This is a genomic window from Falsiroseomonas ponticola (assembly GCF_016805305.1).
In the GTDB taxonomy this organism is placed as follows: Bacteria; Pseudomonadota; Alphaproteobacteria; order Acetobacterales; family Acetobacteraceae; genus Falsiroseomonas; species Falsiroseomonas ponticola.
Genome location: NZ_JAERQN010000007.1, coordinates 191,875 through 217,584, shown reverse-complemented (window position 1 = coordinate 217,584; position 25,710 = coordinate 191,875). Strand labels below are relative to the sequence as shown.

Here is a 25,710-nt window from a genome sequence, read left to right as displayed (position 1 = left end):
CCGTCACTCCCGTTCGATGATCAGGTTGCCGAAGCGGTCGGTGCGCGCGACCAGGTCGGGATCGACGACAACCGTCGCATCCCCCTGCTCGAGGATAGCCGGGCCATGCACGCGCGATCCCTCCGGCAGGTCGAGCCGCGACCACACCGTGGCCGTGTGCCAGGCGCCATCGAACCACACCTGCCGCGCGCCGCGCGCCGCGCCCTCCACCGTGGCGTCCTTGGGAGGCGCCAGCGTCGTCAGGTCGAAATCCGGGCGGATGCCGATGGCCGCCGTGCGCAGCGAGACGATGCGGATGCCAAGCCCCGGCAGCAGGCGGCTGAAGGCGGTCTGGTAGGCGGCTTCGAAGGCCATGCGGATGATGGCCTCGCTGACGCCCGTGGTGCCGTCCTTCACATGCACGGGCAGCGGCACGCCGACGGTGTGCGTCTGCCCGGCATAGTGCATGTCGAGTTCGAAGCGGACCTCGATCCGCTCCACCGGCAGCCCCGCACCCTCCACCACGGCACGCGCGGCGGTCGCTTCCTCGACCATCCGGCGATCGAGCGCCGCGGCATCGATGCCATCGAGGTTGAGGTTCAGCGTGCGCACCTGGTCGTGCCGTACATCGGCGATGACGCAGCCGATGGCGCTCGTCACACCCGGGAAGCGCGGCACCAGCGCGGCCTGAAGGCCCACCTCCTTGATCAGCGCGCCGACATGCAGCGCGCCGCCACCGCCGAAGGGCAGCGCCACGAACTTCTGCGGATCATGCCCCCGCTCGATGGAGACGAGTCTGATGGCGCCCGCCATCTTCGCATTGGCGACGCGCACCACGGCTTCCGCCGCCGCCATGGCGTCGATGCCGAGGGGATCGCCGACATGCTTCAGCAGCGCGGCCTTGGCGCCCTCCACATCCAGGCGCGAAAGCGCGCCGCCGATCGGCTTGTCCGCATTGATGCGGCCGAGCACGACATTCGCATCCGTCAGCGTCGGGCGCGTATTGCCCTGGCCGTAGCAGACCGGCCCCGGCCGGCTGCCCGCGCTCTCCGGCCCCACCTGCAGCAGGCCACCGCGATCGACATGCGCGATGGAGCCGCCGCCGGCGCCGATGGTCGTGATCTCGATCATCGGGCTGCGGATGACGAGGCCGAAATCGATGGTCGCCTGCGCCGCCAGCGCCATCTCGCCACCCGCGACCAGCGAAACGTCGAAGGAGGTACCGCCGAGGTCGCAGGTGATGGCGTTCTCGAACCCCGCCGCCTTGGCGATCGCCGCCGCCGCGATCACGCCCGCCGCCGGTCCCGACAGCGCCGTGCGCACGGGCACGCTGCGCGCCGTGGCGGTGGACATGATGCCACCATTGGACTGCACGATGTGGAAGCGCCCGCCGAAGCCCGATTCCGCCAGCGCGCCTTCCAGCTTGCCGAGATAGCTCGCGACGCCTGGCTGCAGATACGCGTTGAGCCCGGTGGTGGAGGCGCGCTCGAACTCCCGGATCTCCGGCAGGATTTCGGAGGAGACGCTGACATGCGGCGTCGGCCAGATGGCGCGCACGGCCTTCGCCGCCGCAGCCTCATTCGCCCCATTCGCATAGGCGTTGATGAAGACGATGGCGCAGGCTTCCGCGCCACGCGCCAGCAGGTCGCGCGCCGCCGACTCCACCGCCGCGATATCGACGGGGGTGTGGACCGTGCCATCGGCCAGCATGCGCTCCGCCACCTCGACCCGCAGGTCGCGGTCCGTGATCGGCGTGAAGTCGCCCCAGAGGCCCCAGGTGTTGCGCCGGTCCCGCCGCCGCATCTCAAGCACGTCGCGGAAGCCCGCGGTGGTGATGACGCCGAGTTTCGCGCCCTTGCGCTCCAGCAGCGCATTGGTGCCGACGGTCGTGCCATGCACGATCGCCTCGAACCCCGCGGGGCCGCCCAGCGCGCGGAGGCCGTTCATGAAGCCCACGGCCTCGTCGCCCCGGTTCGACGGCACCTTTGCCGTGCGGAAGCTGCTGGTGCCGGGGTCGTAGAGGAAGAGGTCGGTGAAGGTCCCGCCGACGTCCACGCCAACAATCGGTGCGCTGCTCATGCCCGGTATCCGTAGTCCTGTGCCGCGCGTTCCGCGCTGACGAAGCCAAGCCTGATATCCCGCGCCACCGCTTCCCGCGGCCGTTGTATCGGGTCGCCCCATCCGCCACCACCCGGCGCTTCGAGGCGCACGCGCTGCCCGGCCTCGATCTTCACGCCGACGATCTTGCTGGCCATGGGCGGCGTGTTCCAGCCGTCCTTCGACTGCCAGGCGAAGGTGTTCAGCGCCGCCGGTTGCCCGCCGCTGACGCCGAAGGGGGCGAAGCGGCCACGCTCACCCAGCAGCGCCACTTCCGTCGTGCCAGGCGACAGCGCCTCGATCTCATAGACCGCGCCGACGCCGCCGCGATGCAGCCCCGCCCCGCCGCTATCCGGACGCAGCGCCCATTGCGTGAACATCACGGGATAGGCGGCCTCCAGGATCTCCGCCGGCGGAATCGTCGCCGTGGAGATCGGGTTGTTCGCGTGGTGCAGCCCATCGCTTTCCGGATTGCCGCCGAGCCCGCCGCCGAAGAAGGAGAACATCACCCAGCGCGTGCCGTCCTTGCGCTGGCCGGACAGCGACAGCGCATTGATCGTGCCGAAAGGCGCCGCCGTCGCGCGTTCCGGCACGGCCTTGCCGAGCGCGCCGAAGATCACGCCGATCAGCCGCAGGATCGTCTCCGTATAGCCCGCGACCGGCCGCGGCGGGCCAACACCCAGCAGCGAATTGTCGGGGATGACGAATTCGATCGGCCGCAGCACGCCCGCGTTGGCCGGTACATCGGGGAAGGCATGCTTCAATGCGACGTAGCAGGCCGCTACCGTCGTCGCGCGGCTGATGTTGATCGGTCCGAGGCAGGCGTCGGAACTGCGGGAGAAGTCCAGCAGCATCGACCCGCCGCGCACCTGCATGTCCAGCGCGATGACCAGGCGCTCATCCGTCACGCCGTCATTGTCGAGATAGTCCTCGAAGGCGTAGTCGCCATCGGGCAGGGCCTCGACCTCCGCCTGCATCAGCGCCGCGGCACGGTCCGCCAGCGCCACGAAGGCGGCTTCCACCGTCGTCTCGCTCGTCTCGTCCAGCAGCGCGGAGAGGCGCCGCTCGCCGAGATCCAGCGCATTCAGCTGGCCGTTCAGGTCACCCCAGTTGGATTGCGGCACGCGGCTGTTGGCGGCGAGGATATCCAGGATGTCCTGCTGCATCACGCCGGCGCGGATCAGCTTCACCGGCGGAAAGCGCACGCCTTCCTGGTGGCTTTCCGTTGCGCGGGGATTGTAGTTGCCCGGCACGTTGCCGCCGATGTCGAGCCAGTGGCCGACGCTGGCGAGCCAGCAGAACAGCTGCCCGTTCCTGAACAGCGGCCGCACCAGGCGGAAATCGTTGAGGTGCGTGCCACCCTCATAGGGGTCGTTGAAGATGAAGGTGTCGCCGGGCTCCAGCCCGGCGCCCGCCTGCACCCGCTTGATGACGGCCTGCACGGCGAAGGACATGGCGCCGACGAAGATCGGCAGCCCCTTCGTGCCCTGCACCAGCGTGGCGCCGGTCTCCGCGTGGTAGATGCCGTGGCAGGCGTCGCGCGCCTCCGCGATGATAGGGTTGAAGGCGCTGCGATAGAGCGTCGCGTCCATCTCGTCGGCGATCTGCTCAAGCCGTCCCTTGAGGACGGCAAGCGTCACGGCGTCGAGCGCCCCGCGCTCGCGGAAATCAGCAAGACTCATCGTGCCAGCAATTCCACCAGTGAAGTCACTTCGACATGCGGGCCGAGCGCGAGGACAGCGTCCTCGATGGCGCGCGCCCGCTGCGCGCCATAGACCGGGTCGGCCAACTCACGAAACTTCTCGCGCACCTCGGCCTCCGTGAAGGGATCCTCGGTGTCGCCGCGATTGGTCGTGACCTCCGCGCTCAGCACGCGGCCATCGTTCAGCGTGATGGCGACGCGGGCGGGGCGCAGGCCCGGCAGCATCGCCGTCATCGCCGCATCCTCATCGACGGCCACGCGCTGTGCGAGCGCCAACGTCACGGGATCCTCCCGCGCCGGGCCGCGGAAGGCGGGGACTGTCGCGGCGCCGTGCCGGATGAAGGTGGCGATGGCGAAGGGGATGCTGAACTTGGCGGCCAGCATGTTGGGCGCCGCGGGGCTGTCCAGCTGCGCGGCCCACACATAGGTGTGCACCTGCACCGCCTTCACCTGGTCCGGCGTCAGCGGGCCGTGCTCCGCCACGATCTTCGCCATCGCGTCCAGCGCGCCATGCGTGTAGCGGCAGGCGGCGTGGCGCTTGAAGTAGTTGCGCGCAATCTCCCACCGCGTGCCGAGATGGGCCACCATCTCCTCCGGCCGGAAGTCGTGGGCGCTGACATGGCCGAAGATCGTCGCGACGCCGTCGCGCTCGCCCTCAAAGCCCGCGCGCACCAAGTCCCACACCGTGATGCCGAGCATGTTGGCGACGCCGGCATAGGTGTTCCGGACCGTGCCGCCTTCCAGCATCGTCTTGCGCGACGTGGCCAGGCCGAGCGTGGAGGCCATGTTGATGACGCCGCGGAACTCCTCCGCCGTCGCGCCATGCAGCTTGGCGATGCCGGTCGCCGCACCCAGCGTGCCCCAGGTGCCATGCGGGTGCATCGCGACGTTGAGCTTGCTCGCGATGCCGACGCGGCTGCCCATCTCATAGCCCAGCGCGAGGCCCGTCAGCAGCGCCGCCCCATCGCCGCGGGGTGCGGCGAGCAGCGCGGGGACGACATGGATGGCGGGATGGCCGCGGGCGTACTGGTTGCCCTCATCCAGCTCCAGCATCGTGCCGGCGGTGCCGTTCAGGAAGGCCGCGGTGCCAGGCCGCGCGCCGCCGGCATGGCCGATCACCGGTGCCTCGCCACCACCCTCGCGGGCGATCATCCGCGCGGCCAGGGCCTGGCATTCCGGCTCCTGCGCGCCCGACGCGATCGCCCCGATGCAGTCCAGCAGCGCGAGGCGCGTGCGGGCGACGACTTCGGCGGAGAGGTCGGTGAAGCGCAGCTTGGCCGCGAAGCGCGACCATTCGCCGAGCCATGGCGAGGGTGGCGTGGCGAGCAGCTCGGTCGCGGCGGCGACCCCCGGCGTCAGCATGGCCATGGCTTTGTTTCCTTCCCCGCTACAGGCCCAGATAGGCCCGCTTCAATTCCGGATCGTCGCGCACCGTGGCCGCGGGCCCGGACAGCGCGAAGACGCCGTGTTCCAGCACATAGGCGCGGTCCGCGATCTCCAGCGACTGCGCGACGTTCTGCTCCACGAGCATGATCGCCAAGCCCTCGCCATGCAGCTTGCGGATCAGCGCGAACATCTCCTCCACCAGCAGCGGCGAGAGGCCGAGCGAGGGTTCGTCCAGGATCAGCAGCCGCGGCTCCGCCATCATGCCGCGGCCGATCGCGAGCATCTGCTGCTCACCGCCGGATAGCGTGCCCGCCGCCTGCGCCACGCGTTCGCGCAGGCGCGGGAAGGTGGCGAAGACCTTCTCCAAATTCCGCGCACGCTTCGGCTTGGCACGGCGATAGGAGCCGAGTTCGAGGTTCTCCCGCACCGTCAGGTTCGGGAAGATCTTGCGGCCCTCCGGCACCTGGATCAGCCCGCGTTCCATCACCTGCGACGGCGAGAGGCCGGTGATGCGCTGGCCATCGAACAGCACTTCCCCGCCGCGCGGCTTCACCAGCCCGCTGATGGTCATGTTCAGCGTCGTCTTGCCCGCGCCGTTCGATCCCAGCACGGCCACGATCTCACCGGCCTTCACCTCCAGCGAGACGCCTTCCAGCACGCGGGTCAGGCCATAGCCCGCGACCAGGTCCTTCACCTCAAGCATCGCGCTGGCCTGACAGGCGCGTCGCCGCGCCATGACCCAGATAGGCTTCGACGACGGCCGGCGTTGCCACGACCTCCGCCGGCGTGCCGCTGGCGATGATGCGGCCCTGTGCCAGCACATGCACGGCCTCGCAGAGGTTCATCACGGCCTGCATCACATGCTCGATCATCAGCACCGTCACGCCGGAATCGCGGATGGCGCGGACGACGGGGACGATGTCGCGCACCTCGCTGGGGTTCAGTCCTGCCAGCACCTCATCCAGCAGCAGCAGCTTCGGCTCCGTCGCCAGGGCCTTCGCCAACTCCACGCGCTTCCGGCCCGCCACCGTCAGCGCCGCCGCGGGCTTGTCGAGTTCGGCGGTCAGCCCGACGCGCTCGGCCACCTTCTCCGCCAGCGCGATGGCGTCGGCGCGCCTGGCGTGGCGGAGGAAGGCGCCGACCGCGATGTTCTCCCGCACGCTCAAGCCCGCGAAGGGCTGCACGATCTGGAAGGTGCGCGCGATGCCGGCGCGGGCCAGCAGATGCGGCGGGCGGGCCGTGATCTCCTCCCCCTTCCACAGCACGTGGCCGGAGGTCGGCTTCTGGAAGCCGGAGACGATGGCGAAGAGCGTCGTCTTGCCCGCGCCATTCGGCCCGATCAGGCCGGTGATGCTGCCCTCCTTCACGAAGAAGGAGGCGTCGGAGACGGCGAGCAGCCCACCGAAGCGCATGGAGACGTTGCGCACGGCGAGGAAGGCGGGATCGGCTTCGATCATCGGCCCGACCTCCAGCGCCGGATCAGCCCCGGGATGTTCCGCGGCGGGAAGCGCACCACCAGGATCAGCATGATGCCGAAGATCACCAGGTCGATGCCGGGAATGCGGCCCACCAGGCTCTTGGTGAATTCCGAGAGGCTGTGCAGCACGATGGAGCCCACGACCGGCCCGAACACGGTACCAGCCCCGCCCACGATCGGCGCCAGCAGCGCCTCCACGCTGATCCAGGTGCCATAGGCGATGGTGGCGTCGAGGTAGAGGAAATACTGCGCATAGAGCCCGCCCGCCGCGCCGGTGATGGCAGCCGAGAGCGCGATGGCCGCCAGCTTCACGCGCAGCGCATCGACGCCGAGCGCGCGGGCCGCATCCTCATTCTCCCTGACCGCGACCATCTGCGCGCCGAGCCGCGAGCGTTCCAGCGCGCGCGTGATGAGCATCGCCAGCACGACCATGCCCAGCACCACCCAGAAGAAGGTGCCGCGGGAGGCGAACTGGAAATTCTCCGGCCGGACATCGAGCTTGATGAGCGTACCCGCCGCGCCGCCCGTGATGTCCGACGCATTGGCAACCACGCGGAAGACCTCCGCGAAGGCCAGCGTCACCAGCGCGAAGTAGCTGCCCTTCAGGCCGGAGCGGAAGGAGAGGAAGCCGATCACCCAGCCCACCGCCGCCGCGGCGGCGATGCCGATGGCGATGGCCGCATAGGGGTTGATCCCGTAGCGCGATTGCAGAACGGCCGTCAGATAGGCGGTCGTGCCGAAGAAGGCGGCGTGGCCGAAGCTGTACTGCCCGCCATAGCCGCCCAGGATGTTCCATCCCTGCGCCGCCAGGCACAGGATCATGGTGAACACCGCGAAGTTCAGCCAGGTGCCGGCCGTGACGAAGAACGGCACCAGGGCCGCCACAAGCGCGAAGGCGATGATGAGGGAAAGCTGACGGTCCTTCACGCGCGCGCCCCGAACAGGCCGGTGGGCCGGAACAGCAGCACCAGGATGAAGATCACGAAGATGCCGAGCTGCCCGAGGCTGTCACCGAAATAGAGGCCGGACAGGCTCTCCACCACGCCGATGAAGAGGCCGCCCAGCAGCGCGCCCGGCACGCTGCCCATGCCGCCCAGCACGACGATGGTGAAGGCCACCAGCACGAAGGCATTGCCCACGCGCGGGTTCACATAGAAGGAAGGCAGCAGCAGGCAGGCGGAAATCGCCAGGCAGGCGCAGCCGATGGCGAAGGTCACGGCATAGACGTGGCGCACATCGATGCCGACCAGCGCCGCGCCCGTCCTCTCCTTCGCCACGGCGCGCATCGCGCGCCCCGTATCGGTGCGCGTCAGCACGATGAACAGCACCACCGCCACCGCCAGCGTCACGCCGAAGCCGACGACGCGGGGGAAGGAGAGCAGCATGGGCCCGGCCTCGATCACCTCCATCGCATAGGGCACCTGCACGGAGAGGGTGTCGGACCGGAAGATCGCGAGCATCGCGTTCTCCAGCACGATCGAAAGGCCCAGCGTCACCAGCAGGATGTTGCTGTCATCGCCCTGGCTGGCCGGCATGATGATGAAGCGCTGCAGCAGGTAGCCGACCGCGAAGAAGATCGGCACCAGCGGCAGGATCGCCACATAGGGATCGAGCCCGAAGACCGACCATGCCACCCAGGCCGCATACATCGCCATGGTCAGCAGCGCGCCATGGGCGAAGTTGATGATGTGCAGCACGCCATAGACGAGCGTGAGGCCGAGCGCGACCAGCCCGTACACCGCCCCGGTGAGGAGGCCGTTCGCCACGGCCTCCATCACGATCTCAACTGGGAAGGAGTTCAACGGTCACCCGGCCGGCCAGGGGAAGATCGGCTGGGCGTCGGCGAACTCGGTCGGGAAGATGACCTTCACGTCGTTGTTCTGGATCTGCGTGTTCACCGCCTGGCCCGCCTGGTTCTGGCCATTGACGAAGTTCGTCGGGCCATAGGGCATGATGTGGCGGGTGAAGCTGCCATCGGTGCGGGCCAGCGCCTCGATCACCGCGTTGCGGTCGGCGCGGCCCGCGCGCTCCAGCGCATCGGCCACCAGCATCACGGCGGAGTAGTTCATCGGCACGTTGAACAGCCAGAAGCGGTTCTGCGCCTCCACGGTCCGGCGCAGCTCCGCCGTCTTCGGCTTGCGCGGATCGGCCCAGTGGTTGACGTCCATCACCAGGTTCGCGGCTTCCGGGAATTCGCGCACGAAGCGGTAGTTGGAGGCAGCGCCGTTCAGGATGGCGTAGATGCCCTTCGGGCGGATGCGGCGCTGCTGCAGCGTGCGGCTCAGCAGCACGAATTCGCTGTAGTAGCTGGACGGGATGATCAGGTCCGGGTTCAGGCTGCGGATGCGCAGCGCGATGTTGGACATGTCCCGCGCCGGGGACGGGTGGCTGATCGTCTCCAGGATCTCGAAGCCGCGCGGCGGCAGTTCCGCCTGCATGGTGCGCGCCGCACCGGTGCCGAACAGCCCGTCCTCATGCACCAGCACGACCGTCCTGGCCGGCTTGCCGGCGGCGTCGTTCAGCTTGACCAGGTTGTCGAGCGCGGTGCGGGTGATGCTGGCCGCCCCCGGGCTGAAGCGGAAGGTGTTGCGCAGGCCGCGGGAGACGATCTGGTCGCTGACGCCGACATCGACGATGTAGGGAAGGTCGTAGCGGGAGGCCGCCTGGCTGGCCGCCAGGCAGATCGGGCTGGCGAAGCCGCCGACGATGGCGACCACGCCCTCCGCCTGCATGCGCTCCACCTCGGCCGTGCCGCCTTCCGGGTTGGACCGCGCATCGCCGAAGACCATCTGGATTTGCGCGCCGCCCAGCGCCTTGATGCCACCCGTCGCATTCAGCTCCTGGATCGCGAGCTCGGCGCCGATGCGGCCGTATTCGCCATCCTGCGCCAGCGCGCCCGTCACGGGCTGCAGGATGCCGAGCTTGATCGGCGCGGGCTGCGCGCGCAGCACGCCGGGCGCCGCCAGGGCGCCGGCGGCACCGAGCATCAGGGCGCGGCGGGACGGCGTCACGCCTTGGAGGATCGTGTTCGGCATTGCGTTGGTTCCCCGGAGGTCTTTCCCTGTCACGCGGCACCCCGCGCGGCGTGATATCTGCGCCGCCCCGGCGTTTCAGGCAAGCTGTCCGGACAACATCCGGCACGACCCTGGACACGACTTGCATGCAGGCCGGGCACCCCCTGCCCGCGTTGACGGCGCCGCGGCTCCCCCCTAACCCGTGCGCTCAACAACAGCCCGGGAAGGACACGCCGATGCGATCGCATGAGGGCCAGTTCTCCGACAACCGCCCCATCCGCCGCAGCCCGCAGGAGAAGAAGCGCCTGCTGGCGGAGCTCAAGGAAACCCTGGCCGGCATGAAGCCCACGGCCTCCGCATCCCTCCGCACCACCCTGGTGGCGCGGATCAAGGAGCTGGAGGCGGAGCTGGCCGCCGACCGCCGCTAGGTGCGCCGGAGGGGGGTGGCCGGCCGAACCGCCCCCCACCTTTCCCTGGCCCTCCCCAGGGCCTAGCCTCCCCGCGGGATGGACGCCGGGACCGCGCCGCAAGGCGAACAATCAAGCGAGACGCGGCGGCTGCTGGCGGGCATGGGCCTGATGCTGGCCTGCTGCCTGTCCTTCGCGGCCATGGGCGCCTGCTTCCGCGCCGCCATGCAGGATGGGCTGCCGGTCCCCCTCGTCCCCTTCGCGCGCGGCCTCTTCACCACCCTCGTCATGCTGCCCTGGCTGCTGCGGGCCGGGCCTTCCGCGCTGCACACGCGCCGGCCGGGTGCGCATCTCTTCCGCTGCGCCGCCGGGCTGGTGGGCTTCATGGTCCATATGCTGGCCATCCTCTGGCTGCCGCTGGCCGATGCGGTGGCCATCATGCATGCGCGCCCGCTCTGGGCCCTGCCGCTGGCCTTTCTCCTGCTGGGGGAGAAGGTGGGCTGGGACCGCGCCATCGCGGCCGCCATCGGCTTCACGGGGGTGCTGGTCATCGCCGGCGGCCAGAGTGGCTTCCAGGGTGAGGTCTCGGCCGGCACGCTGGCCGCGCTGCTGGGCGGGCTGACGGGTGCGCTGGTGCTGATCGCGGTGAAGACCCTGTCGAGCACCGAGCCGCCGGCCCGCGTGGTCGCCTGGTATGCGCTGGCCTCCGTCATCGTCTGGGGGCCGGTCTCCGCCTTCGTCTGGCAGACGCCCACGGCCTTCGCGGCGATGATGCTGGTGGCGGGGTCGGTGCTCGCGATCCTCGGGGATTTCTGCGCCTCCTGGGCCGCGCGGCGCGCGCCTGTCGGGCTGCTGGCGCCGATCGAATACGTACAGATCCCGGCCTCCGCCGTGATCGCGATGCTGGCCTTCGCCGAGAGGCCGGGCTGGGAACTGGTCTGGGGGACCCTCATCATGGTGGCGGCGACGCTCTACCTCGCGCGCAGCGCGGGACGGCCGGCATGACGGACGACACGGTCTTCGCCCCCGGCTTCAAGACCACGCCCTATTGGTGGGAGGCCGCGGCCCCACCCTCCCCCACCGTCACCGCGCTGCCCGACCACGCCGACGCCGTCATCATCGGCGGTGGCATCACCGGCCTCTCCACCGCGCTGGAACTGGCGCGCGCCGGGATGAAGCCGCTGGTGCTGGACCGGGAGGCGATCGGCTGGGGCGCCTCCTCCCGCAACGGCGGCGCGCTGTCCGGCGCTGGCAGCCTGGGCCGCGCCAAATCCGACGTATCGAAGGGCCTGGACCCCGCCCTGCTGGCCGAGATGGTGGAGGAGGCGGAGGCCAGCTTCGATGCCTTCGAGGCGCTGCTGGCCCGCGAATCGATCGATTGCGACTACGCCCGCTGCGGCCGCTTCGTCGGCGCCCACAGCGCCGCGGCCATGGAGACGCTGGCGAAGCGCGCCGCCCTGCTGAACGCGGCCATCCCCGGCACGGCGGAGATCCTGCCCCGCCCCCGCCTGGCGGAGGAGCTGGGCACGCCCCATTACCACGGCGGGATGGTGAACCACCGCGCCGCCAGCCTGCACCCCGCCCGCTACACGCGCGGCCTTGCGGAAGCCGCCCGCCGTGCCGGCGCCACGCTGGTGGGCGGCGTCACGGTCAACGGCCTGGCGCGGGACGGCGCGACCTTCCTCGTCTCCACCAGCGCCGGGGTCATCCGTGCCCGCCACGCCATGGTCGCGACCAATGGCTATACCGGCCAGGCGCTGCCCTGGCATCGCCGCCGCGTCGTGCCCGTCGCCTCCTACATGGTGGCGTCGGAGGCGATCGGCCGGGACCGCGTGGCGGCGGTGCTGCCCAAGGGCCGCGTCTATGGCGACACGAAGAAGATCCTCTACTACTTCCGCCCTTCGCCGGACGGCACGCGCGTGCTGTTCGGCGGCCGGGCGACGCTGTCGGACACCGATCCGCGCGTGGGTGCCCGCTGGCTGCACAAGCACATGACCCATCTGCTGCCGGCGCTGCAGGGCGTGCGGATCACCCATGGCTGGAAGGGCAATGTCGCCTTCGCCTTCGACATGCTGCCCCATGTCGGCGTGCAGGACGGCATGCATCACGCACTCGGCTGCAATGGCAGCGGCGTCGTCACCATGACGCATCTCGGCACCGTCGCCGCGCGCATGATGCTGGGGGGCGACAACCGCGCCTCCGCCTTCAGCCGCATGCCCATGCCGACCCTGCCGGGCTACAGCGGCACGCCCTGGTTCATGCCGATCGTCACCGGCTGGTACCGGCTGAAGGATTTCGCGAGTGGCTGGCGCGTGAGCTGATCCTGGCACGGGGCTTGCGGACGACGGCGGCGAAGCGTTGTCCCGCCCGCGCACCTCCGTGCCGCGGCGTGGGATTCTGCACGCCACAGGAGCAGCCCATGCCCAAAGCCCTCGCACGCCGCGCCCTGGCGCTGGCCGCCGGCCTCCTCGCCGCGGCGCCCGCCTTGGCGCAGGAGAACGTGCGCATGATCCTCAACTGGCGGCTGGAGGGGCCGAACGCGCCCTTCTTCCTGGCCGAGGATCGCGGCTTCTTCCGCGAGGAAGGCATCACGCTGCGCATGGACCCCGGGGAGGGCTCCTCCGCCCCCATCGGCCGCATCGCCGCCGGGACCTATGACGCCGGATTCGGCGACATCAACACGCTGATCGAGTTCACCGCCCGGCAGCCGGAACGCCGCGTGGTGACGGCCATGGTGCTCTACACCCGCCCGCCCATGGCAGTGGTCAGCCTGGCCCGCGCCAACGTCACCCGGCCGCAGGACCTGGCCGGCCGCCGCGTCGGCGCGCCGCAGAACGACACGGGCTTCCGGCTGTTCCCCGCCTTCGCCACCCTGGCGGGCATCGACGCCAGCCGCGTCAACTTCCAGTCCGTCACCCCCCAGCTGCGGGAGACGCTGCTGGTCCGTGGCGATGTGGAGGCCGTGACAGGGTTCGATTCCACGGTATGGTTCGGGTTGAAGGGCCTCGGCGTGCGGCGCGAGGATGTCCGCTTCATGTATTACGGCGACCACGGGGTCGATGTGCTGTCCAACTCCATCCTGGTCTCGACCGAGATGGCCGAACGCCGCCCGCAGGTGGTGGCCGGGCTGGTGCGCGCCATCACCCGCGGCTGGGTGGAGGCCATCCGCGATCCCCGCGCCGCCGTGCAGCACATCGCGCGCCGCGAGGCCCTGCTCGACCCGGCGCTGGAGACCGAACGCCTGCAATGGGTGATCGACAACCAGATCCGCACGCCGGAGGCGCTGGCCAATGGCATCGGCCATGTGGAGCCCGAGCGCCTGGCCCGCGCCATCGGCATCGTCGCCCAGGGCTTCGGCCTGCCCCGCGTGCCCGCCCCCGCCGAGATCCTGGATACCCGCTTCCTGCCCGCCGCCGAAGCGCGGCGCATCCAGTAACGCCAGTCCCGAGGAAAGACCGAAGACCATGACCAGCCTGAACCGCCGCACCCTTCTGGCCACCGCCGCCGGCGCGGCCCTGTCGCTGCCCACCATCCGCACCGCCGCGGCGCAATCCGCCGTGCGCTTCACCCTCGACTGGGCGCTGCAGGGCAACCACGGCATGTGGTCGCTGGCCGAGGATCGCGGCATCTTCCGCCGCGAACAGCTGGCCGTCCGCATGGACCGCGGCTTCGGCTCCGGCGACGCCCTCGTGAAGGTCGGCTCCGGCGCCTATGACATCGGCTTCGCGGATTTCTCCGGCGCGGTGAAGTTCAATGCGGAGAACCCGAACAGCCGCCTGGTCATGCTCTACCCCGTCTTCGACCGCACGGCGGCGGCCATCGTCACCATGCGCGGGCGGGGCATCGAGAAGCCGCAGGACGTCGTCGGCAAGAACCTCGGCGCGCCGGAGGGCGAGGGCTCCCGCCTGCTCTTCCCCGCCTTCTCCCGCGTCGCCGGCATCGATGCCAGCCGCGTGCGCTGGACCTCCATGGCCGCGAACCTGCGCGACACGATGCTGCGCACGGGGCAGGTGGATGCCGTCACGGGCTTCCTCTTCACCGTCCACTTCAACCTGGTCGGCCTCGGCATCCCGGAGGATCAGATCCTCTCCTGGCCCTATGCCGAGCATGGCCTCGACCTCTATGGCTCGGGCGTCTTCTGCCGGGCGGAGTGGCTTGAGCGGAACGGGGAAGTCGCCTCCCGCTTCGTCAAGGCCTCGATCGATGGCCTGAAGGCGCTGCTCAACGACGTGCCCGGCGGCATGGCCAGCCTCAAGCGCCGCGAGCCGCTGTTCGACGAGGCGCTGGAAGCCCGCCGCTTCGCCATGACGCGCGACCGCTCCATCATCACGCCGAACAGCCGCCAGCACGGCCTCGGCCATGTGGACATGGCCCGCGCGCAGCAGCTGGTGACGGTGAATGCGGAGGCGCTGGGCGTCGCCAACCCGCCCGCCGCCAGCACCATGTTCACCGACCGCTACCTGCCGCCGGCTTCCGAGCGGCGGCTGTAAGGGCGCGCAGACCCCCACCCCAACCCCTCCCCGCAAGCGCGGGGGAGGGAGCCCGTCGCGCCAATCCCCCTCCCCCGGGCTTCCGGGGGAGGGTCGGGGTGGGGGTAACGCCCACCCCTCCCACCCCGGAGGACCCTCCCATGCCCGCCCCCCAGACCCTGCTCACCGGCGCGCGCGTCCTCTCGCCCGACGCCCTCTCCGCCCCCTTCGCCGATGTGCTGGTGGAGAATGGCCGCATCGCCGCGCTGCTGCCGCCGGGCACCGCGGTGGAATCCGCGCAGGTCTTCGATGCCTCGAAGCGCCTCATCATCCCCGGCCTGGTGAATGGCCACACCCATGGCCATGGCGGCATCGCCAAGGGCACCGGCGACAAATGGGACCTGGCCGTGCTGCTGGCCCATGCGCCCTGGATCAGCGGCAACCGCGTGCTGCGGGACAAGTGGCTCTCCACCGCGCTGAACGCCGTCGAGAACCTCAAGAAGGGCTGCACCGCGGTCTTCGACCTGCCGGCCGAATTCCCCTGCCCGACCGTCGAGGGCCTGGACGCCATGGCGGATGCCTACGCGACCGTGGGGCTGCGGGCGATCCTGGCGCCGATGGTGGCCGACCTCACCTTCTTCCAGGCCACGCCTGGCCTGCCGGAGGCCCTGCCCCCCGAGTTGCGCGCCCGGGCCGAGGCCATGCGCATGCCCGCGCCGCAGCAGATCCTGGATGCGATCGCCAGCGCCGCGAAATCCTGGTCGCATAACTCGCGAAACATCGTGCTGGGCTGCGCGCCGACCATCCCGCTGCACTGCACCGACGATTTCATGAAGGGCTGCCGCGCACTCGCCGCCGAATACGGCATGAAGATGCAGACCCATGTCGCCGAAAGCCGCTTCCAGTATGCCGGCGGCGTGCTGCGCTATGAGGGCGCGACGCTGCTGGAACACATGGACCGGCTCGGCCTGGTCGGCGATTGGTTCAGCGTCGCGCATGGCGTCTGGCTGACCGATGGCGACCTCGACCTGCTGGCCAGGCGCGGCGGCGGCCTTTCCCACAATCCCGGCGCCAATATGCGCCTCGCCTCCGGCATCGCGCCCGCGCGCAAGGCGATCAGGGCGGGCGTCACGGTCGGGCTCGGCACCGATGGCTCCTCCTCCTCCGACAACCAGAACATGTTCGAGTCCATGCGCCTCGCCGCCTTCGCCTCCCGCCTCTGGGAGGATGCGGAGGAGGATGACTGGCTCGGCACGGCGGAGACGGTGCGGCTGGCGACCGCCGGTTCCTCCAGGCTGCTGGGGCTCGATGGCGGCGTGGTGGAAGCCGGGCGCGCGGCGGATCTGGTGCTGCTCGACCTCGACCACATCAACTGGGCGCCGCTGAACGACGCCGCCAATCAGCTGGTCTGGACGGAGGATGGCGCCGCCGTCGTCGATGTCATGATCGCCGGCGAGTGGAAGCTGCGGGACCGGAAGGTGCTCGGCCTCGATGAGGCGAAGCTCGCCGCCGAGGCGAACGAGGCCGCGGCCCGGCTGCGCGAGGTGAATGCGGAGATCAAGCTCTGGTGCCATGAGGTGGCGCCGCATATCGCCTGCCATTGCCGCGCGCTCGCCCGTGGCTGGACCAAGTCGAAGCGCCTGCTGCGCGCCGAATAGGGGATTGCCGTGATGCTGCTGAAGGATCGCGTGGCCGTCGTGACCGGCCCCGCCAAGGGAATGGGCGCCGCCTGCACCAGGCTGCTGGCGGAACATGGCGCGGACCTCGCGCTCGTCGGCCGCGACACCAAGGCGATCGAGGAGGTGCAGGCGGAATGCCGCGCCATGGGCAGGCGCGCGGAGATTTTTTTCTGTGACCTGATGGATCCCGCCAGTGTGGACACGATGGCCACGTCGGTGCTCTCGGCGTTCGGCCGCGTGGACGTGCTGGTGAATATCGCCGGCGGCCGCGGGCCTCTGGGGAAAACCTTCTGGGAGACGACGCCCGTCGAATTCGATGAGATCCTGCGCCTCAACGTCACCGGCTGCTTCATGACCATGCGCGCCTTCGCGCCCAGCATGATCGCGGCGAAACGAGGAAAAATCGTCAATGTCGGCGGCACCTTCGGGCTGCGTGGCCGCGCCGGGCGCAGCGCCTATTCCGCCAGCAAATGGGGCCTGCGCGGCATCACCAAATCGGCCGCGCTGGAACTCGGCCCCTACGACATCAACGTCAACTGCGTCTGCCCCGGCATGGTGGAAGGCCCGCGCTTCGAACAGGTGCGCGCGACCATGGCGCGGAAGGAAGGCATCAGCATCGAGGATGCGCGCCGCAAGCACGCTTCCGAATACGCGTTGCAGCGCATCAGCACGGACCAGGATGTGGCGAATGCCGTGCTGTTCCTGGCCTCCGACCTCTCCCGCCAGACCACGGGGCAGGACCTTGCGGTGGATGGCGGCTGGGTGATCTGAGGGGGCGCTACTCGCCGCCGAGCTTCGTCAGGGCGAAGGCGGCGAGGAAGCCGGCGACGGTGATCATCCCGGCATAGTCATGCGCGGTCTCGAAGGCTTCCGGGATCATGGTGTCGGCGATCATGGCGAGGATCGCCCCGGCCGCGATGGCGTTCACCGCCGCGATCCAGGCGGGATCGACGCCGTCGAAGGCCAGGTAGCCGAACCCGGCCGCCGCGGCCGTCGCCACCGCGATCCCGCCCCAGACGCCGAAGACGAAGCCCGCGCCGCGCCCGGCCTTCTTCATCCCCGCCGTGCTCGACAGCCCCTCCGGCACGTTGGAGAGGAAGACCGCGGCCACGGCGACGATGGAGACGCCCTTGCCGCCCAGCAGGCTGACGCCGATGACGATGGCCTCCGGGATGCCATCCAGCAGCGCGCCGAGCGCGATGCCGAGGCTGCCGCCCTCCTCCGCCTTCGCCTGCTGGTCGCCGGACCGCTTGCGGCCCGTGCCGCCATGGCCCGCGATCAGCATGTTGGCCGCGGTGAAGACCGCCGCGCCACCCAGGAACCCCGCCGCCGTCGCCGCGAAGCCGCCCTGGTGGAAGGCTTCCTGCATCAGGTCGAACGACAAGGCGGAGATCAGCACGCCGCTGCCGAAGGCCATGGCGGCGGCCACCACCCGCGCCGGGACCTTGACCCACCAGGCGATGGCCGCGCCCAGCACCAGCGCCGACCCGCTCAACCCGCCCCAGAAGGCGGCTGCCCAGAACCCGTCCACGCCGTGATCCTCCGCGCCGCCTGAGCGCGCCGCGCCGCGCTTCGTTCCCGGCTGGACGCCACCCCGGCCGGGCCCTATCCGGACAGGGACGGACGGGGAGACACCACATGCCGCAGGACGGCTTCATCGCGGATCTGCTGATCACCGGCGGCACGGTGGTGAACGAGACGGGGCGCTTCGCCGCCGACGTCGCGGTCAAGGACGGCGTCATCGCCTTCGTGGGCCACCCCGCCTTCGCCCCCAAGGCGACGACGACGGTCGATGCCACGGGCCGATTCGTCATCCCCGGCGCCATCGACGTGCACACGCATATCCGCGAACCCGGCATGGAGCAGAAGGAGGATTGGCGCACCGGCACCCGCGCCGCGGCCGCCGGCGGCGTCACCACCGTCTTCGACATGCCGAATACCGAGCCCGCCATCGCGACGGTCGAAGCCTTCCACGCGAAGCGGGAGGCGGCGGAGCGCCAGGCCATCGTGAACTACGGCCTCTACGGCATCCTCGACGAACGCTCGCTCGACCATCTGCCGGCGCTGGCGGAGGCCGGGGTCATCGGCTTCAAGCTGTTCTACGGCAACACCACCGGCAACAACCCCGCTCCCAATGACGGCGCGGTGCTGGAGGGGTTCGAGATCCTGGCGGAGCTCGGCCTGCGCTGCTCCATCCACGCGGAGAACTCCCCCATCCTCTTCTGGCGGGAGAACCGGATGAAGGCGGCGGGCCGCGACGATGCCTTCGCGCATCTCGCGGCGCGCAGCGACGTGGCGGCGCTGGAAAGCCTCAACCGCTCCATCACCCTCTCGGAGTGGACCGGCGCGCGCATCCACATCGTCCATGAAAGCTGCATGCGCAGCATCCCCATCATCCGGGACGCCAAGGCGCGCGGCGTGCCGATGACGGTCGAGACCTGCCCGCAATACGTGCTGATCGCGGCGGAGGACCTGACGGGCGACGCCGCCCGCATCGGCCGCCTCAACCCGCCGATCCGGGAGGGGCGGCAGCGCGAACCCATCCTGCAGGCGCTGCTGGACGGCACCATCGACATCCTCGGCACCGACCACGCGCCCCACGCCATGGAGGAGAAGCAGCGCCCGAGCTTCTGGGACAATGCCTGCGGCTTCCCGGGCGTCGAGACCTCCATGCGCCTCATGCTGACCTTCGTGCATGAGGGGCGGATGACGATGGAGCAGTATGTCCGCATGGCGGGCGCCGCGCCGGCCAAGGCCTTCGGCCTCTATCCCCGCAAGGGCGTCATCCAGCCCGGCGCGGATGCGGATATCGCCATCGTCGATCCGGGACAGCGCGGCATCATCCGGGGTGCGGAGCTGCACAGCGAACGCAGCCGCTTCACGCCCTTCGAGGGGATGGAGACGGTGGGCGCGCCGGTCGCCACCATCGTCCGCGGGCGGATCGTGATGCAGGACGGCGTGGTGCGGGACGCGCCGGGCTGGGGGCGGATGGAAAAGCCCGTGATGCCGAAGCCGGAGCCCCGGAACGTCGCTGCCACGACCAAGGCCATCCTGCGGAAGGATTCCTATTCCTGGTAGCGGATTCCGCCCTGGCGCGATGGCGCTGGTGTCGCAATATGGTGAACGAACCGTCATTGCAGCCGGAGCCGCCCGCCATGCCATTCCCCCGCCGCTCCCTCCTTGCCGCCGGGCTGGTCGCGCCCTTCGCCGCCGCGGCGCAGACCCCCGCCACCCCGGTCCCGATGCCGGAACGCGGCCGCCGCGCCTGGGCGCAGCAGATCAGCACGCTGCGCATCGGCGTGCTGGGGGGTGAGAACGAGGCCGACCGCATCGGCCGCTACGGCGGCTATGCCCGGCTGATCGAGGAGACCTTCGGCGTCCCCGTCCGCCTGTTCCAGGCCAGCGACTATGGCGGCGTGGTGCAGGCCTTCGCCGGCCGGCATATCGAGATCGCCAGCATGTCCCCCGCGGCCTATGCGGCGTCCTGGATGGAATCCAACGGCAATGTGGAGCCCATCCTGAAGACGCAGGAAGCGGATGGCAGCACCAGCTACATCGCGGTGATGTACACCCGCGCCGATAGCGGCATCACCAGCCTGGAACAGATGCGCGGCCGGTCCATGGCCTGGGCGGACCCGAACAGCGCCAGCGGCTTCCTGATCCCCCGCGCCGCCCTGCGCCAGGCCGGGGTGAATCCCGAAAGCTTCTTCGGCCGCACCGGCTTCGCCGGCGGGCATGAACAGGCAATCGTCGCCGTCATGGGCCGGCAATTCGATGCCGGCGTCACCTGGGCGTCTGGCGTCGGCAATGCGGAGGATGGCTTCAACCGCGGCATGCTGCGCGCCACGGCGGAGAAGGGCATGATCAACATGCGCGACATTCGCATCATCTGGCGCAGCGGCCCGATCGAGAACGGCCCCATCGTCGTTCGCAAGGACACGCCGCAGGCTTTCAAGGACGACATGGTGGCCTTCCACCTGGCGCTGCCCAGCGCGGCGCCGGAGATCCATCGCGCGGTGGAGCGCGGCAACGTCATCGGCTGGGTGCCGGCGCGGCACGAGGAATACGAGCTGTTCCTGCAGATGCGCCGCGACGAGGCCGCGGAGCGCCGCCGCCGCAACTGACGGCGCCAGGCGGGGGCGGCATCGCCCCCGCCGGCTGCTCAGTCCACCGTCGCCCGCGCGTCGCGCACCACCTGCGCCCAGCGCGCCACGTCACGCTCCTGCACCGCGCGGAACTCGGCGGGGGTGCGCACCGTCGGCGGGTCGATGCCCTGGGTGTCGATCAGCCAGCGCCGGAATTCCGGCTCCTCGATGATCTTCACGATCTCCTCGTTGAGGCGCCGGGTGATCGCCTCCGGCAGGCCGGGCGGGCCGAAGACGCCGTACCAGGTCGTGCTCTCGAAATCCGGCAGGCCGCAGGCCTCCGCGATCGTCGGCACATCCGGCAGCGCCGCGATCCGCGTCCGCGTCGTGACGCCGATGCCCCGCACCGCGCCCTGCTGGATCATCCCCATGGCCGGGCCGACCTGGTTGAAGAAATAGTCGGTCTGCCCGCCGAGCAGCGAGGTCACGGCCCCCGGCTGGCCCGGGAAGGGCACATGCACCACATCGAGCCCCGCCCGCGCGGCGAACAGCGCGCCCGCGAGATGCGTGGAGGCACCGTTGCCCGTGCTCGGGTAGTTCAGCGCCCCGGGCCTGGCCCGGGCATCCGCGATCACGTCCTGGCAGGTGCGGTAGTTCGGCCGCCGCTCGATGCTGGTGATCATGATGTTCGGCACATCGCCGAGATGCGCGATCGGCGTGAAATCCGTCATGACGTTGAAGGGCAGGCGCCGGTAGAGCGTCTGGTTGATGGCATGCGTGCCGGCCGTGCCGAACAGGATCAGGTAGCCATCGGGCCGCGCCTTGGCGACCACGTCGCTGGCGATGTTGCCGCCCGCGCCGACGCGGTTGTTCACCACCACCGGCTGGCCGAGCGCCCGGCTCAGCGGCCCGGCCAGGCGGCGCTGGTAGATGTCCACGCCCGACCCGTTCGGGAATCCGGCCAGGAATTCGATCGGCCGGTTGGGCCAGGGCGCTTCCTGCGCCATCGCCGGGGCCGCGGCGCATCCCAGCAGCGCGAGGAAGGGGGCGAGAAGGCGACGACTGATGTTCATGCTGACTCCCGGCCCGAGGCGCCTCAGGCAATGAACTCGATATCCGCGGCCGTCAGGGCGGGATGACCGACGAACTGGGCAATGACGGCGGAGTGGCAGGCCTTCCCCGTGCCATCGGCATCATACCATAGGAAGCCGCGGTCGGTTTCATAGATGAACCGGAGGGCGGGATCGGGCGCAACCCCCGTTGTGCCTGTCGCGGCGGCAGCCACGGCCCAGGGCGCCACGCCAGCACGAAGACGCCGCCGCTGCCGCCCAGCCCCTGCCCTGCACGCCACCCTTGTCAACGCGCAACGGCGTGTGGCTTGCCTGCCGGGGCTGGGCGCGCAACCCTCCCACCCCATGACGTCCCCTGCCCCCCCGCCCCGCATCGCCCGCGGCGGCAAATCCATCTATGGCGCGCCGCTCGGTATCCTGATGCTGGAGGCGCGCTTCCCCCGCATCCCCGGCGACATGGGCAACGGCACCACCTGGCCCTTCCCCGTGCTGTTCCGCGTGGTCCGCGGGGCGAGCCCGGAGCGCGTCGTGCTGAACGGCGCCCCCGGCCTGCTGCCCGCTTTCATCGAGGCGGCGCGGGACCTGGTGGATCTGGGCGCGGAGGCCATCACCACCAATTGCGGCTTCCTCTCCCTCTTCCAGCGCGAATTGGCGGCGGCGGTGCAGGTGCCGGTCGCCACCTCCTCCCTCATGCAGGTGCCCTGGGTGCAGGCGACGCTGCCGCCGGGCAAGCGGGTCGGCGTGATCACCGTCAACAAGGCGTCGCTGACGCCGGCGCATCTGGAAGCCGCGGGGGTGCCGCTGGACACGCCGCTGGAGGGGACGGAAGGCGGGCGGGAATTCTTCCGCGTCCTGATCCAGTCCGCGAAGGTGGACATGGATGTGGCGCTGGCGGAGCAGGATATCCTGGATGCCGGCCGCGCCCTGGTGGCGCGCCATCCGGAGGTCGGCGCCATCGTGCTGGAATGCACGAACATGCCGCCCTATGCGGCGGCGTTGCAGGCGGAGATCGGCCTGCCGGTCTACGACATCTACACCATGATCAGCTGGTTCCACGGCGGGCTGAGGCCGCGCCGCTTCGGCTGAGCTACCGCTCCGTCTGCCGCTGCATCAGGGAGGCGAGGCGCTCCACCTCCGTCTGCGGGTCGGCATCGGTGATGGGGGGCGGCTCCGTGGCATCGGCCTCCCGCGGGTCGGGGCTGGAGGCTTCGCCGGGCTGGTCCAGCACCCGCATCACCTGGTCGCGCAGGACCGAGAGCTCGCCCGCTTCCCGCGCGCGCTCCACCGCGATGGCGACGATGCCCGCCACGGCACGGGCCAGCACCAGCGTCGGCGTCTCCGCCGAGGGGGCGGCGGGGGCAGGGTTCCAGCCCTCCGGCGTCGCCATGTCGCGCCACCGCAGCCCCCCGAACAGGTCCTGGCGACGGGCGGCGCGGAGGGCGGGGCCGATGCCGCTGCCGGCGGAACCGGGGAATGGCGTCACGTTCATCGCGGGTTCCCTTCGGGGTTTTTCCCGGGCCGGGTTCCCCCGGAGTCCTGGAACGTTCCAGGGACCGGTGTGACATTTGCGCCGGATTGGTAAAGCGTTCGTAAAGAAAAGCGGCGCTGACGCCGGACGAATCGCGAAAGTGGTTAACGGATCGCAAAAAGACGCGAGGATCCGCATAAACCGCGTCCTTCGGGCCATGAAAAAACCCCGGCCGCCTGCGCGACCGGGGTCGAAAGCCGATGCCGTGGGGCGCCGGCTTATTCCTTCAGGTTGACCGCCTGGCGGCCGCGCTGGCCGTCACGAACGTCCAGGTTCACCTTCTCGCCCTGCTGCACATCGGCCTTGCCGGCGCGCTGCAGCACGGAGGAATGCAGGAACACGTCCTGGCCGCCATCATCCGGGGTCACGAAGCCGAAGCCGCGGACCTGGTCGAACCACTTCACCGTGCCGTTGACGGCATAGGTCGGGCCACCCTCATCGCGGCCGGAATCGCGGCGCGGGGGACGGTCGCCGAAGCCACCGCCGCGCGGGCCACCGAAGCCACCGCCGCCGCCGCCGAAGCCGCCGCCACCGAAGCCGCCGCCGCCACCGAACTCACGGCGCGGAGGACGATCGCCGAAGCCGCCGCCGCCGCCGAAATCACGGCGCGGGGGACGGTCGCCGAAGCCGCCGCCGCCGCCGCCGAAATCACGGCGCGGGGGACGGTCGCCGAAGCCGCCGCCGCCGCCGCCGAAATCACGGCGCGGGGGACGGTCGCCGAAGCCGCCCGGGCGCGCCGGACGGTCGCCACCACCGGCACCCTTGGTGACGGAGTAGATGCGCGTGACCAGACGACGACCCTGGCGGTCCGTCCCGATCTCACACGTCAACTTGTCACCGGTATCCGGCGGTTCGATGCCCGCCTCGGTCAGCGCCGAGGCGTGGAAGAAGACGTCCTGCCCATCGGGACCGAGGACGAAGCCGAAGCCCTTGCGGGCATTGTACCACTTCACTTCGGCCTCGACGGACCCGGCGCCGCCCTGTTCGTTGTCGGGAAACACGATGTTATGCGATCCGTACTTGTGGACACGACCCGACACGATGCAGGGCCGCCACCGTGCAAGATGGCATCCCGGCGCAAGGAAAACCAGCGAAATTGCGGCCGGGAACCCTTTGTCAAGAGAATCGAGCAGGCCGGAAAGGCTCCACGGCAATCTCCGGCCGCCGCCCCGCCAGAAGCGCCATCACCAGCCGCGCCGTCCGCGGCGCCGCCACCAGCCCCACATGCCCATGCCCGAAGGCCAGCAGCACATCCGGTGAGGCGCCGGACGGCCCGATGCAGGGCAGCCCGTCCGGCATGGAAGGCCGGTGCCCCATCCAGACCTTCACCCGATCCGCCGGCAGGTTCCGCGGCAGGCCGGGGAAGCTGCGCAGCAGGTGGTCGCGCAGGATCTCCGCCCGCTTCCAGTTCGGCGCCGCCTCCAGCCCCGCGATCTCCACCTGGCCGGCGCAGCGCAGCCCCTTGTCGGTCCAGGTCACGGACATCTTGCCGTCATAGGGCATCAGCGGCGTCCGCGGCCCGACGCCGGGATCCGCCACCATGGCGTGGTAGCCCCGCTCCGTCTCCAGCGGCACGCGGGACCCGGCGGCGGCGGCCAGCCTTTTCGAATAGGCGCCGGCGCAGATCACCGCCTTGTCGCAGGCGACCTCGCCCTGCTCCGTCTCCACGGCGATGAGCCGCCCGCCCTCGATCCGGAAGCCGGTCGCGGCCTGGCGGCGCAGCTCCGCCCCCTCCGCCCGCGCCTGCGCGACCAGCGCCGCGACGTAGGCGCCGGGGTCCCGGCAATGCCCGCCTTCCTCCACCAGCGCCGCGAAGGTGTAGCGGCGATCGAGGTCGGGCTCCCGCTGCCGCATCTCGTCGGCGCCGAGTTCCAGCCACTCGATCCCCACCTTCTTCCGGATGCGCCAGGCCATCGCCTCGCTCTCGAACTGCGCCCGGTTCTCATAGATGTAGGCGAGGCCCCGCCGCTCGATCAGGTGGCCGACACCGGCCTCCTCCGCCAGCTCCTTGTGCAGCGCCGGCGCGTCCACCAGCAGCGGCCGCAGGGCGCGCGCCGTCGCCTCCACCTTCTCCTCCGTCCAGCCGGCCCAGAGGTAGCGCGCCAGCCAGGGCAGCACGCGCGGCAGGTAGGACCAGCGGATGGCCAGCGGCCCCAGCGGGTCCGCCAGGAATTTCGGCACCTTCTTCCACAGCCCCGGCGATGACGGGGGGATCACCGACATCGGGCTCAGCCAGCAGCCATTGCCGTAGCTCGCCGCCTGTTCGCCACCGGGCTCGCCGGGTTCCAGGATGGTCACCCGGAACCCCTCCCGCAGCGCGGCCAGCGCCGTCGCGGCGCCCACGATCCCCGCGCCGATCACCACCAGGTGCGGCCCGCCGCCCGGCACCACCTGCATCGCCGCCGCGCTCACCGCCCCACCTCCTGCCGGCCAGGGTCCGTGCCCGCCAGCAGCGAGACATGGGCGGAGACCACGCGCCAGCCCTCGCCCGGGATGCGGGCCATGATCTTCGTCTCCCGCCCCACCAGCCCGGTGCCGACCCGCTCATATTCCAGGTGCGTCGCGGCCACGTCCGGCCCGAAGGTCGTGATCTGCACCCGCTTCTGCACCCGCTGGGCATAGGCCTTCACGCTGGCGCGGAAGGCGCGGATCGCGTCATGGCCATAGAGGATTTCCGTGATCCCGAAGCGCACCGTGCGCGGATCGGCCCAGAAGATGGCGTCCAGCTCCTCCGTCCGGTTCGCCATCAGCGCCGCCTCGTAGCGGTCGAAGACGGCCCTCGCCTCCGCGATCACCGCCGGGTCGTCGATCCGCACG

24 protein-coding genes are annotated in these 25,710 nt (G+C 70.5%); 10 read left to right on the top strand and 14 right to left on the bottom strand.

Going from position 1 to position 25,710, the window contains the following annotated elements; genetic code table 11:
- Positions 1 to 3 precede the first annotated feature (3 nt).
- From JJI54_RS20510 to JJI54_RS20475, 8 genes are read right to left on the bottom strand one after another with little or no spacing between them, the layout of a single operon-like run.
- Positions 4 to 2,058 carry a hydantoinase/oxoprolinase family protein gene (locus JJI54_RS20510; RefSeq protein WP_203074924.1) on the bottom strand — a complete coding sequence of 685 codons (2,055 nt, stop codon included), beginning with the start codon at positions 2,056 to 2,058 and terminating at the stop codon, positions 4 to 6.
- Positions 2,055 to 3,758 (bottom strand): hydantoinase B/oxoprolinase family protein, encoded by a 1,704-nt coding sequence (locus tag JJI54_RS20505; RefSeq protein WP_203074923.1) that lies wholly within the window; start codon positions 3,756 to 3,758, stop codon positions 2,055 to 2,057. The genes JJI54_RS20510 and JJI54_RS20505 overlap by 4 nt, the downstream gene beginning before the upstream one ends.
- Positions 3,755 to 5,146, bottom strand: coding sequence for an MmgE/PrpD family protein (locus JJI54_RS20500; protein WP_203074922.1), 1,392 nt, complete (start codon positions 5,144 to 5,146; stop codon positions 3,755 to 3,757). The genes JJI54_RS20505 and JJI54_RS20500 overlap by 4 nt, the downstream gene beginning before the upstream one ends.
- Positions 5,147 to 5,165: 19 nt before the next feature.
- On the bottom strand, positions 5,166 to 5,867 hold the full coding sequence (locus JJI54_RS20495) for an ABC transporter ATP-binding protein (RefSeq protein WP_203074921.1): 702 nt from the start codon (positions 5,865 to 5,867) through the stop codon (positions 5,166 to 5,168).
- The gene (locus JJI54_RS20490; RefSeq protein WP_203074920.1) at positions 5,860 to 6,621 is read right to left on the bottom strand and encodes an ABC transporter ATP-binding protein; all 762 of its coding nucleotides are present in this window, start codon (positions 6,619 to 6,621) and stop codon (positions 5,860 to 5,862) included. Before JJI54_RS20490 ends, JJI54_RS20495 begins: the two co-directional genes overlap by 8 nt.
- On the bottom strand, positions 6,618 to 7,568 hold the full coding sequence (locus tag JJI54_RS20485; RefSeq protein WP_203074919.1) for a branched-chain amino acid ABC transporter permease: 951 nt from the start codon (positions 7,566 to 7,568) through the stop codon (positions 6,618 to 6,620). Before JJI54_RS20485 ends, JJI54_RS20490 begins: the two co-directional genes overlap by 4 nt.
- A complete protein-coding gene (locus JJI54_RS20480; protein ID WP_203074918.1) occupies positions 7,565 to 8,416 on the bottom strand; it encodes a branched-chain amino acid ABC transporter permease in 852 nt (283 codons plus the stop codon). Before JJI54_RS20480 ends, JJI54_RS20485 begins: the two co-directional genes overlap by 4 nt.
- 30 nt (positions 8,417 to 8,446) lie before the next feature.
- Positions 8,447 to 9,676 carry an ABC transporter substrate-binding protein gene (locus JJI54_RS20475; RefSeq protein ID WP_203074917.1) on the bottom strand — a complete coding sequence of 410 codons (1,230 nt, stop codon included), beginning with the start codon at positions 9,674 to 9,676 and terminating at the stop codon, positions 8,447 to 8,449.
- A gap of 215 nt (positions 9,677 to 9,891) precedes the next feature.
- Here JJI54_RS20475 and JJI54_RS20470 point away from each other — a divergent pair, with 215 nt between their 5' ends.
- The 7 genes from JJI54_RS20470 (at position 9,892) to JJI54_RS20440 (ending at position 16,981) form a co-directional block, all read left to right on the top strand.
- Positions 9,892 to 10,083, top strand: a complete 192-nt coding sequence (locus JJI54_RS20470) for a hypothetical protein (protein WP_203074916.1) — start codon at positions 9,892 to 9,894, stop codon at positions 10,081 to 10,083.
- A 78-nt stretch (positions 10,084 to 10,161) separates the two neighbouring features.
- Positions 10,162 to 11,067: a DMT family transporter gene (locus JJI54_RS20465; RefSeq protein ID WP_226381946.1), complete on the top strand. Its 906-nt coding sequence runs from the start codon at positions 10,162 to 10,164 to the stop codon at positions 11,065 to 11,067.
- On the top strand, positions 11,064 to 12,383 hold the full coding sequence (locus JJI54_RS20460; RefSeq protein WP_203074915.1) for an NAD(P)/FAD-dependent oxidoreductase: 1,320 nt from the start codon (positions 11,064 to 11,066) through the stop codon (positions 12,381 to 12,383). Before JJI54_RS20465 ends, JJI54_RS20460 begins: the two co-directional genes overlap by 4 nt.
- A 98-nt stretch (positions 12,384 to 12,481) precedes the next feature.
- Entirely contained in the window at positions 12,482 to 13,498 is a 1,017-nt protein-coding gene (locus JJI54_RS20455; RefSeq protein WP_203074914.1) for an ABC transporter substrate-binding protein, read from the top strand.
- A gap of 28 nt (positions 13,499 to 13,526) precedes the next feature.
- The gene (locus JJI54_RS20450; RefSeq protein ID WP_203074913.1) at positions 13,527 to 14,552 is read left to right on the top strand and encodes an ABC transporter substrate-binding protein; all 1,026 of its coding nucleotides are present in this window, start codon (positions 13,527 to 13,529) and stop codon (positions 14,550 to 14,552) included.
- Between the two features lie 140 nt (positions 14,553 to 14,692).
- On the top strand, positions 14,693 to 16,189 hold the full coding sequence (locus JJI54_RS20445; RefSeq protein WP_203074912.1) for an amidohydrolase family protein: 1,497 nt from the start codon (positions 14,693 to 14,695) through the stop codon (positions 16,187 to 16,189).
- Between the two features lie 12 nt (positions 16,190 to 16,201).
- Positions 16,202 to 16,981, top strand: a complete 780-nt coding sequence (locus JJI54_RS20440; protein ID WP_203074911.1) for an SDR family NAD(P)-dependent oxidoreductase — start codon at positions 16,202 to 16,204, stop codon at positions 16,979 to 16,981.
- A 7-nt stretch (positions 16,982 to 16,988) separates the two neighbouring features.
- Here JJI54_RS20440 and JJI54_RS20435 read toward each other — a convergent pair whose 3' ends face one another.
- A complete protein-coding gene (locus JJI54_RS20435; RefSeq protein WP_203074910.1) occupies positions 16,989 to 17,741 on the bottom strand; it encodes a ZIP family metal transporter in 753 nt (250 codons plus the stop codon).
- A gap of 107 nt (positions 17,742 to 17,848) precedes the next feature.
- Between JJI54_RS20435 and JJI54_RS20430 the strand changes: the two genes are divergently transcribed.
- Complete coding sequence (locus JJI54_RS20430; RefSeq protein ID WP_203074909.1) at positions 17,849 to 19,288, top strand: dihydroorotase; 1,440 nt, start codon at positions 17,849 to 17,851, stop codon at positions 19,286 to 19,288.
- A 77-nt stretch (positions 19,289 to 19,365) separates the two neighbouring features.
- The gene (phnD, locus tag JJI54_RS20425; RefSeq protein ID WP_203074908.1) at positions 19,366 to 20,334 is read left to right on the top strand and encodes a phosphate/phosphite/phosphonate ABC transporter substrate-binding protein; all 969 of its coding nucleotides are present in this window, start codon (positions 19,366 to 19,368) and stop codon (positions 20,332 to 20,334) included.
- A 38-nt stretch (positions 20,335 to 20,372) separates the two neighbouring features.
- Here phnD and JJI54_RS20420 read toward each other — a convergent pair whose 3' ends face one another.
- A complete protein-coding gene (locus JJI54_RS20420) occupies positions 20,373 to 21,368 on the bottom strand; it encodes a Bug family tripartite tricarboxylate transporter substrate binding protein (protein WP_203074907.1) in 996 nt (331 codons plus the stop codon).
- A 342-nt stretch (positions 21,369 to 21,710) separates the two neighbouring features.
- On the opposite strand from JJI54_RS20420, the gene JJI54_RS20415 reads away from it, so the two are divergent.
- Complete coding sequence (locus JJI54_RS20415) at positions 21,711 to 22,451, top strand: aspartate/glutamate racemase family protein (RefSeq protein WP_203074906.1); 741 nt, start codon at positions 21,711 to 21,713, stop codon at positions 22,449 to 22,451.
- 1 nt (position 22,452) lies between these two features.
- On the opposite strand, the gene JJI54_RS20410 is transcribed toward JJI54_RS20415, so the two are convergent.
- The 4 genes from JJI54_RS20410 to JJI54_RS20395 form a co-directional block, all read right to left on the bottom strand.
- On the bottom strand, positions 22,453 to 22,854 hold the full coding sequence (locus tag JJI54_RS20410) for a hypothetical protein (RefSeq protein WP_203074905.1): 402 nt from the start codon (positions 22,852 to 22,854) through the stop codon (positions 22,453 to 22,455).
- 257 nt (positions 22,855 to 23,111) lie between these two features.
- Complete coding sequence (locus JJI54_RS20405) at positions 23,112 to 24,047, bottom strand: cold-shock protein (RefSeq protein WP_203074904.1); 936 nt, start codon at positions 24,045 to 24,047, stop codon at positions 23,112 to 23,114.
- Complete coding sequence (locus tag JJI54_RS20400; RefSeq protein WP_318987540.1) at positions 24,010 to 25,305, bottom strand: NAD(P)/FAD-dependent oxidoreductase; 1,296 nt, start codon at positions 25,303 to 25,305, stop codon at positions 24,010 to 24,012. The genes JJI54_RS20405 and JJI54_RS20400 overlap by 38 nt, the downstream gene beginning before the upstream one ends.
- Positions 25,302 to 25,709: an AtzH-like domain-containing protein gene (locus JJI54_RS20395; RefSeq protein ID WP_203074903.1), complete on the bottom strand. Its 408-nt coding sequence runs from the start codon at positions 25,707 to 25,709 to the stop codon at positions 25,302 to 25,304. Before JJI54_RS20395 ends, JJI54_RS20400 begins: the two co-directional genes overlap by 4 nt.
- Between the last annotated feature and the right edge of the window lies 1 nt (position 25,710).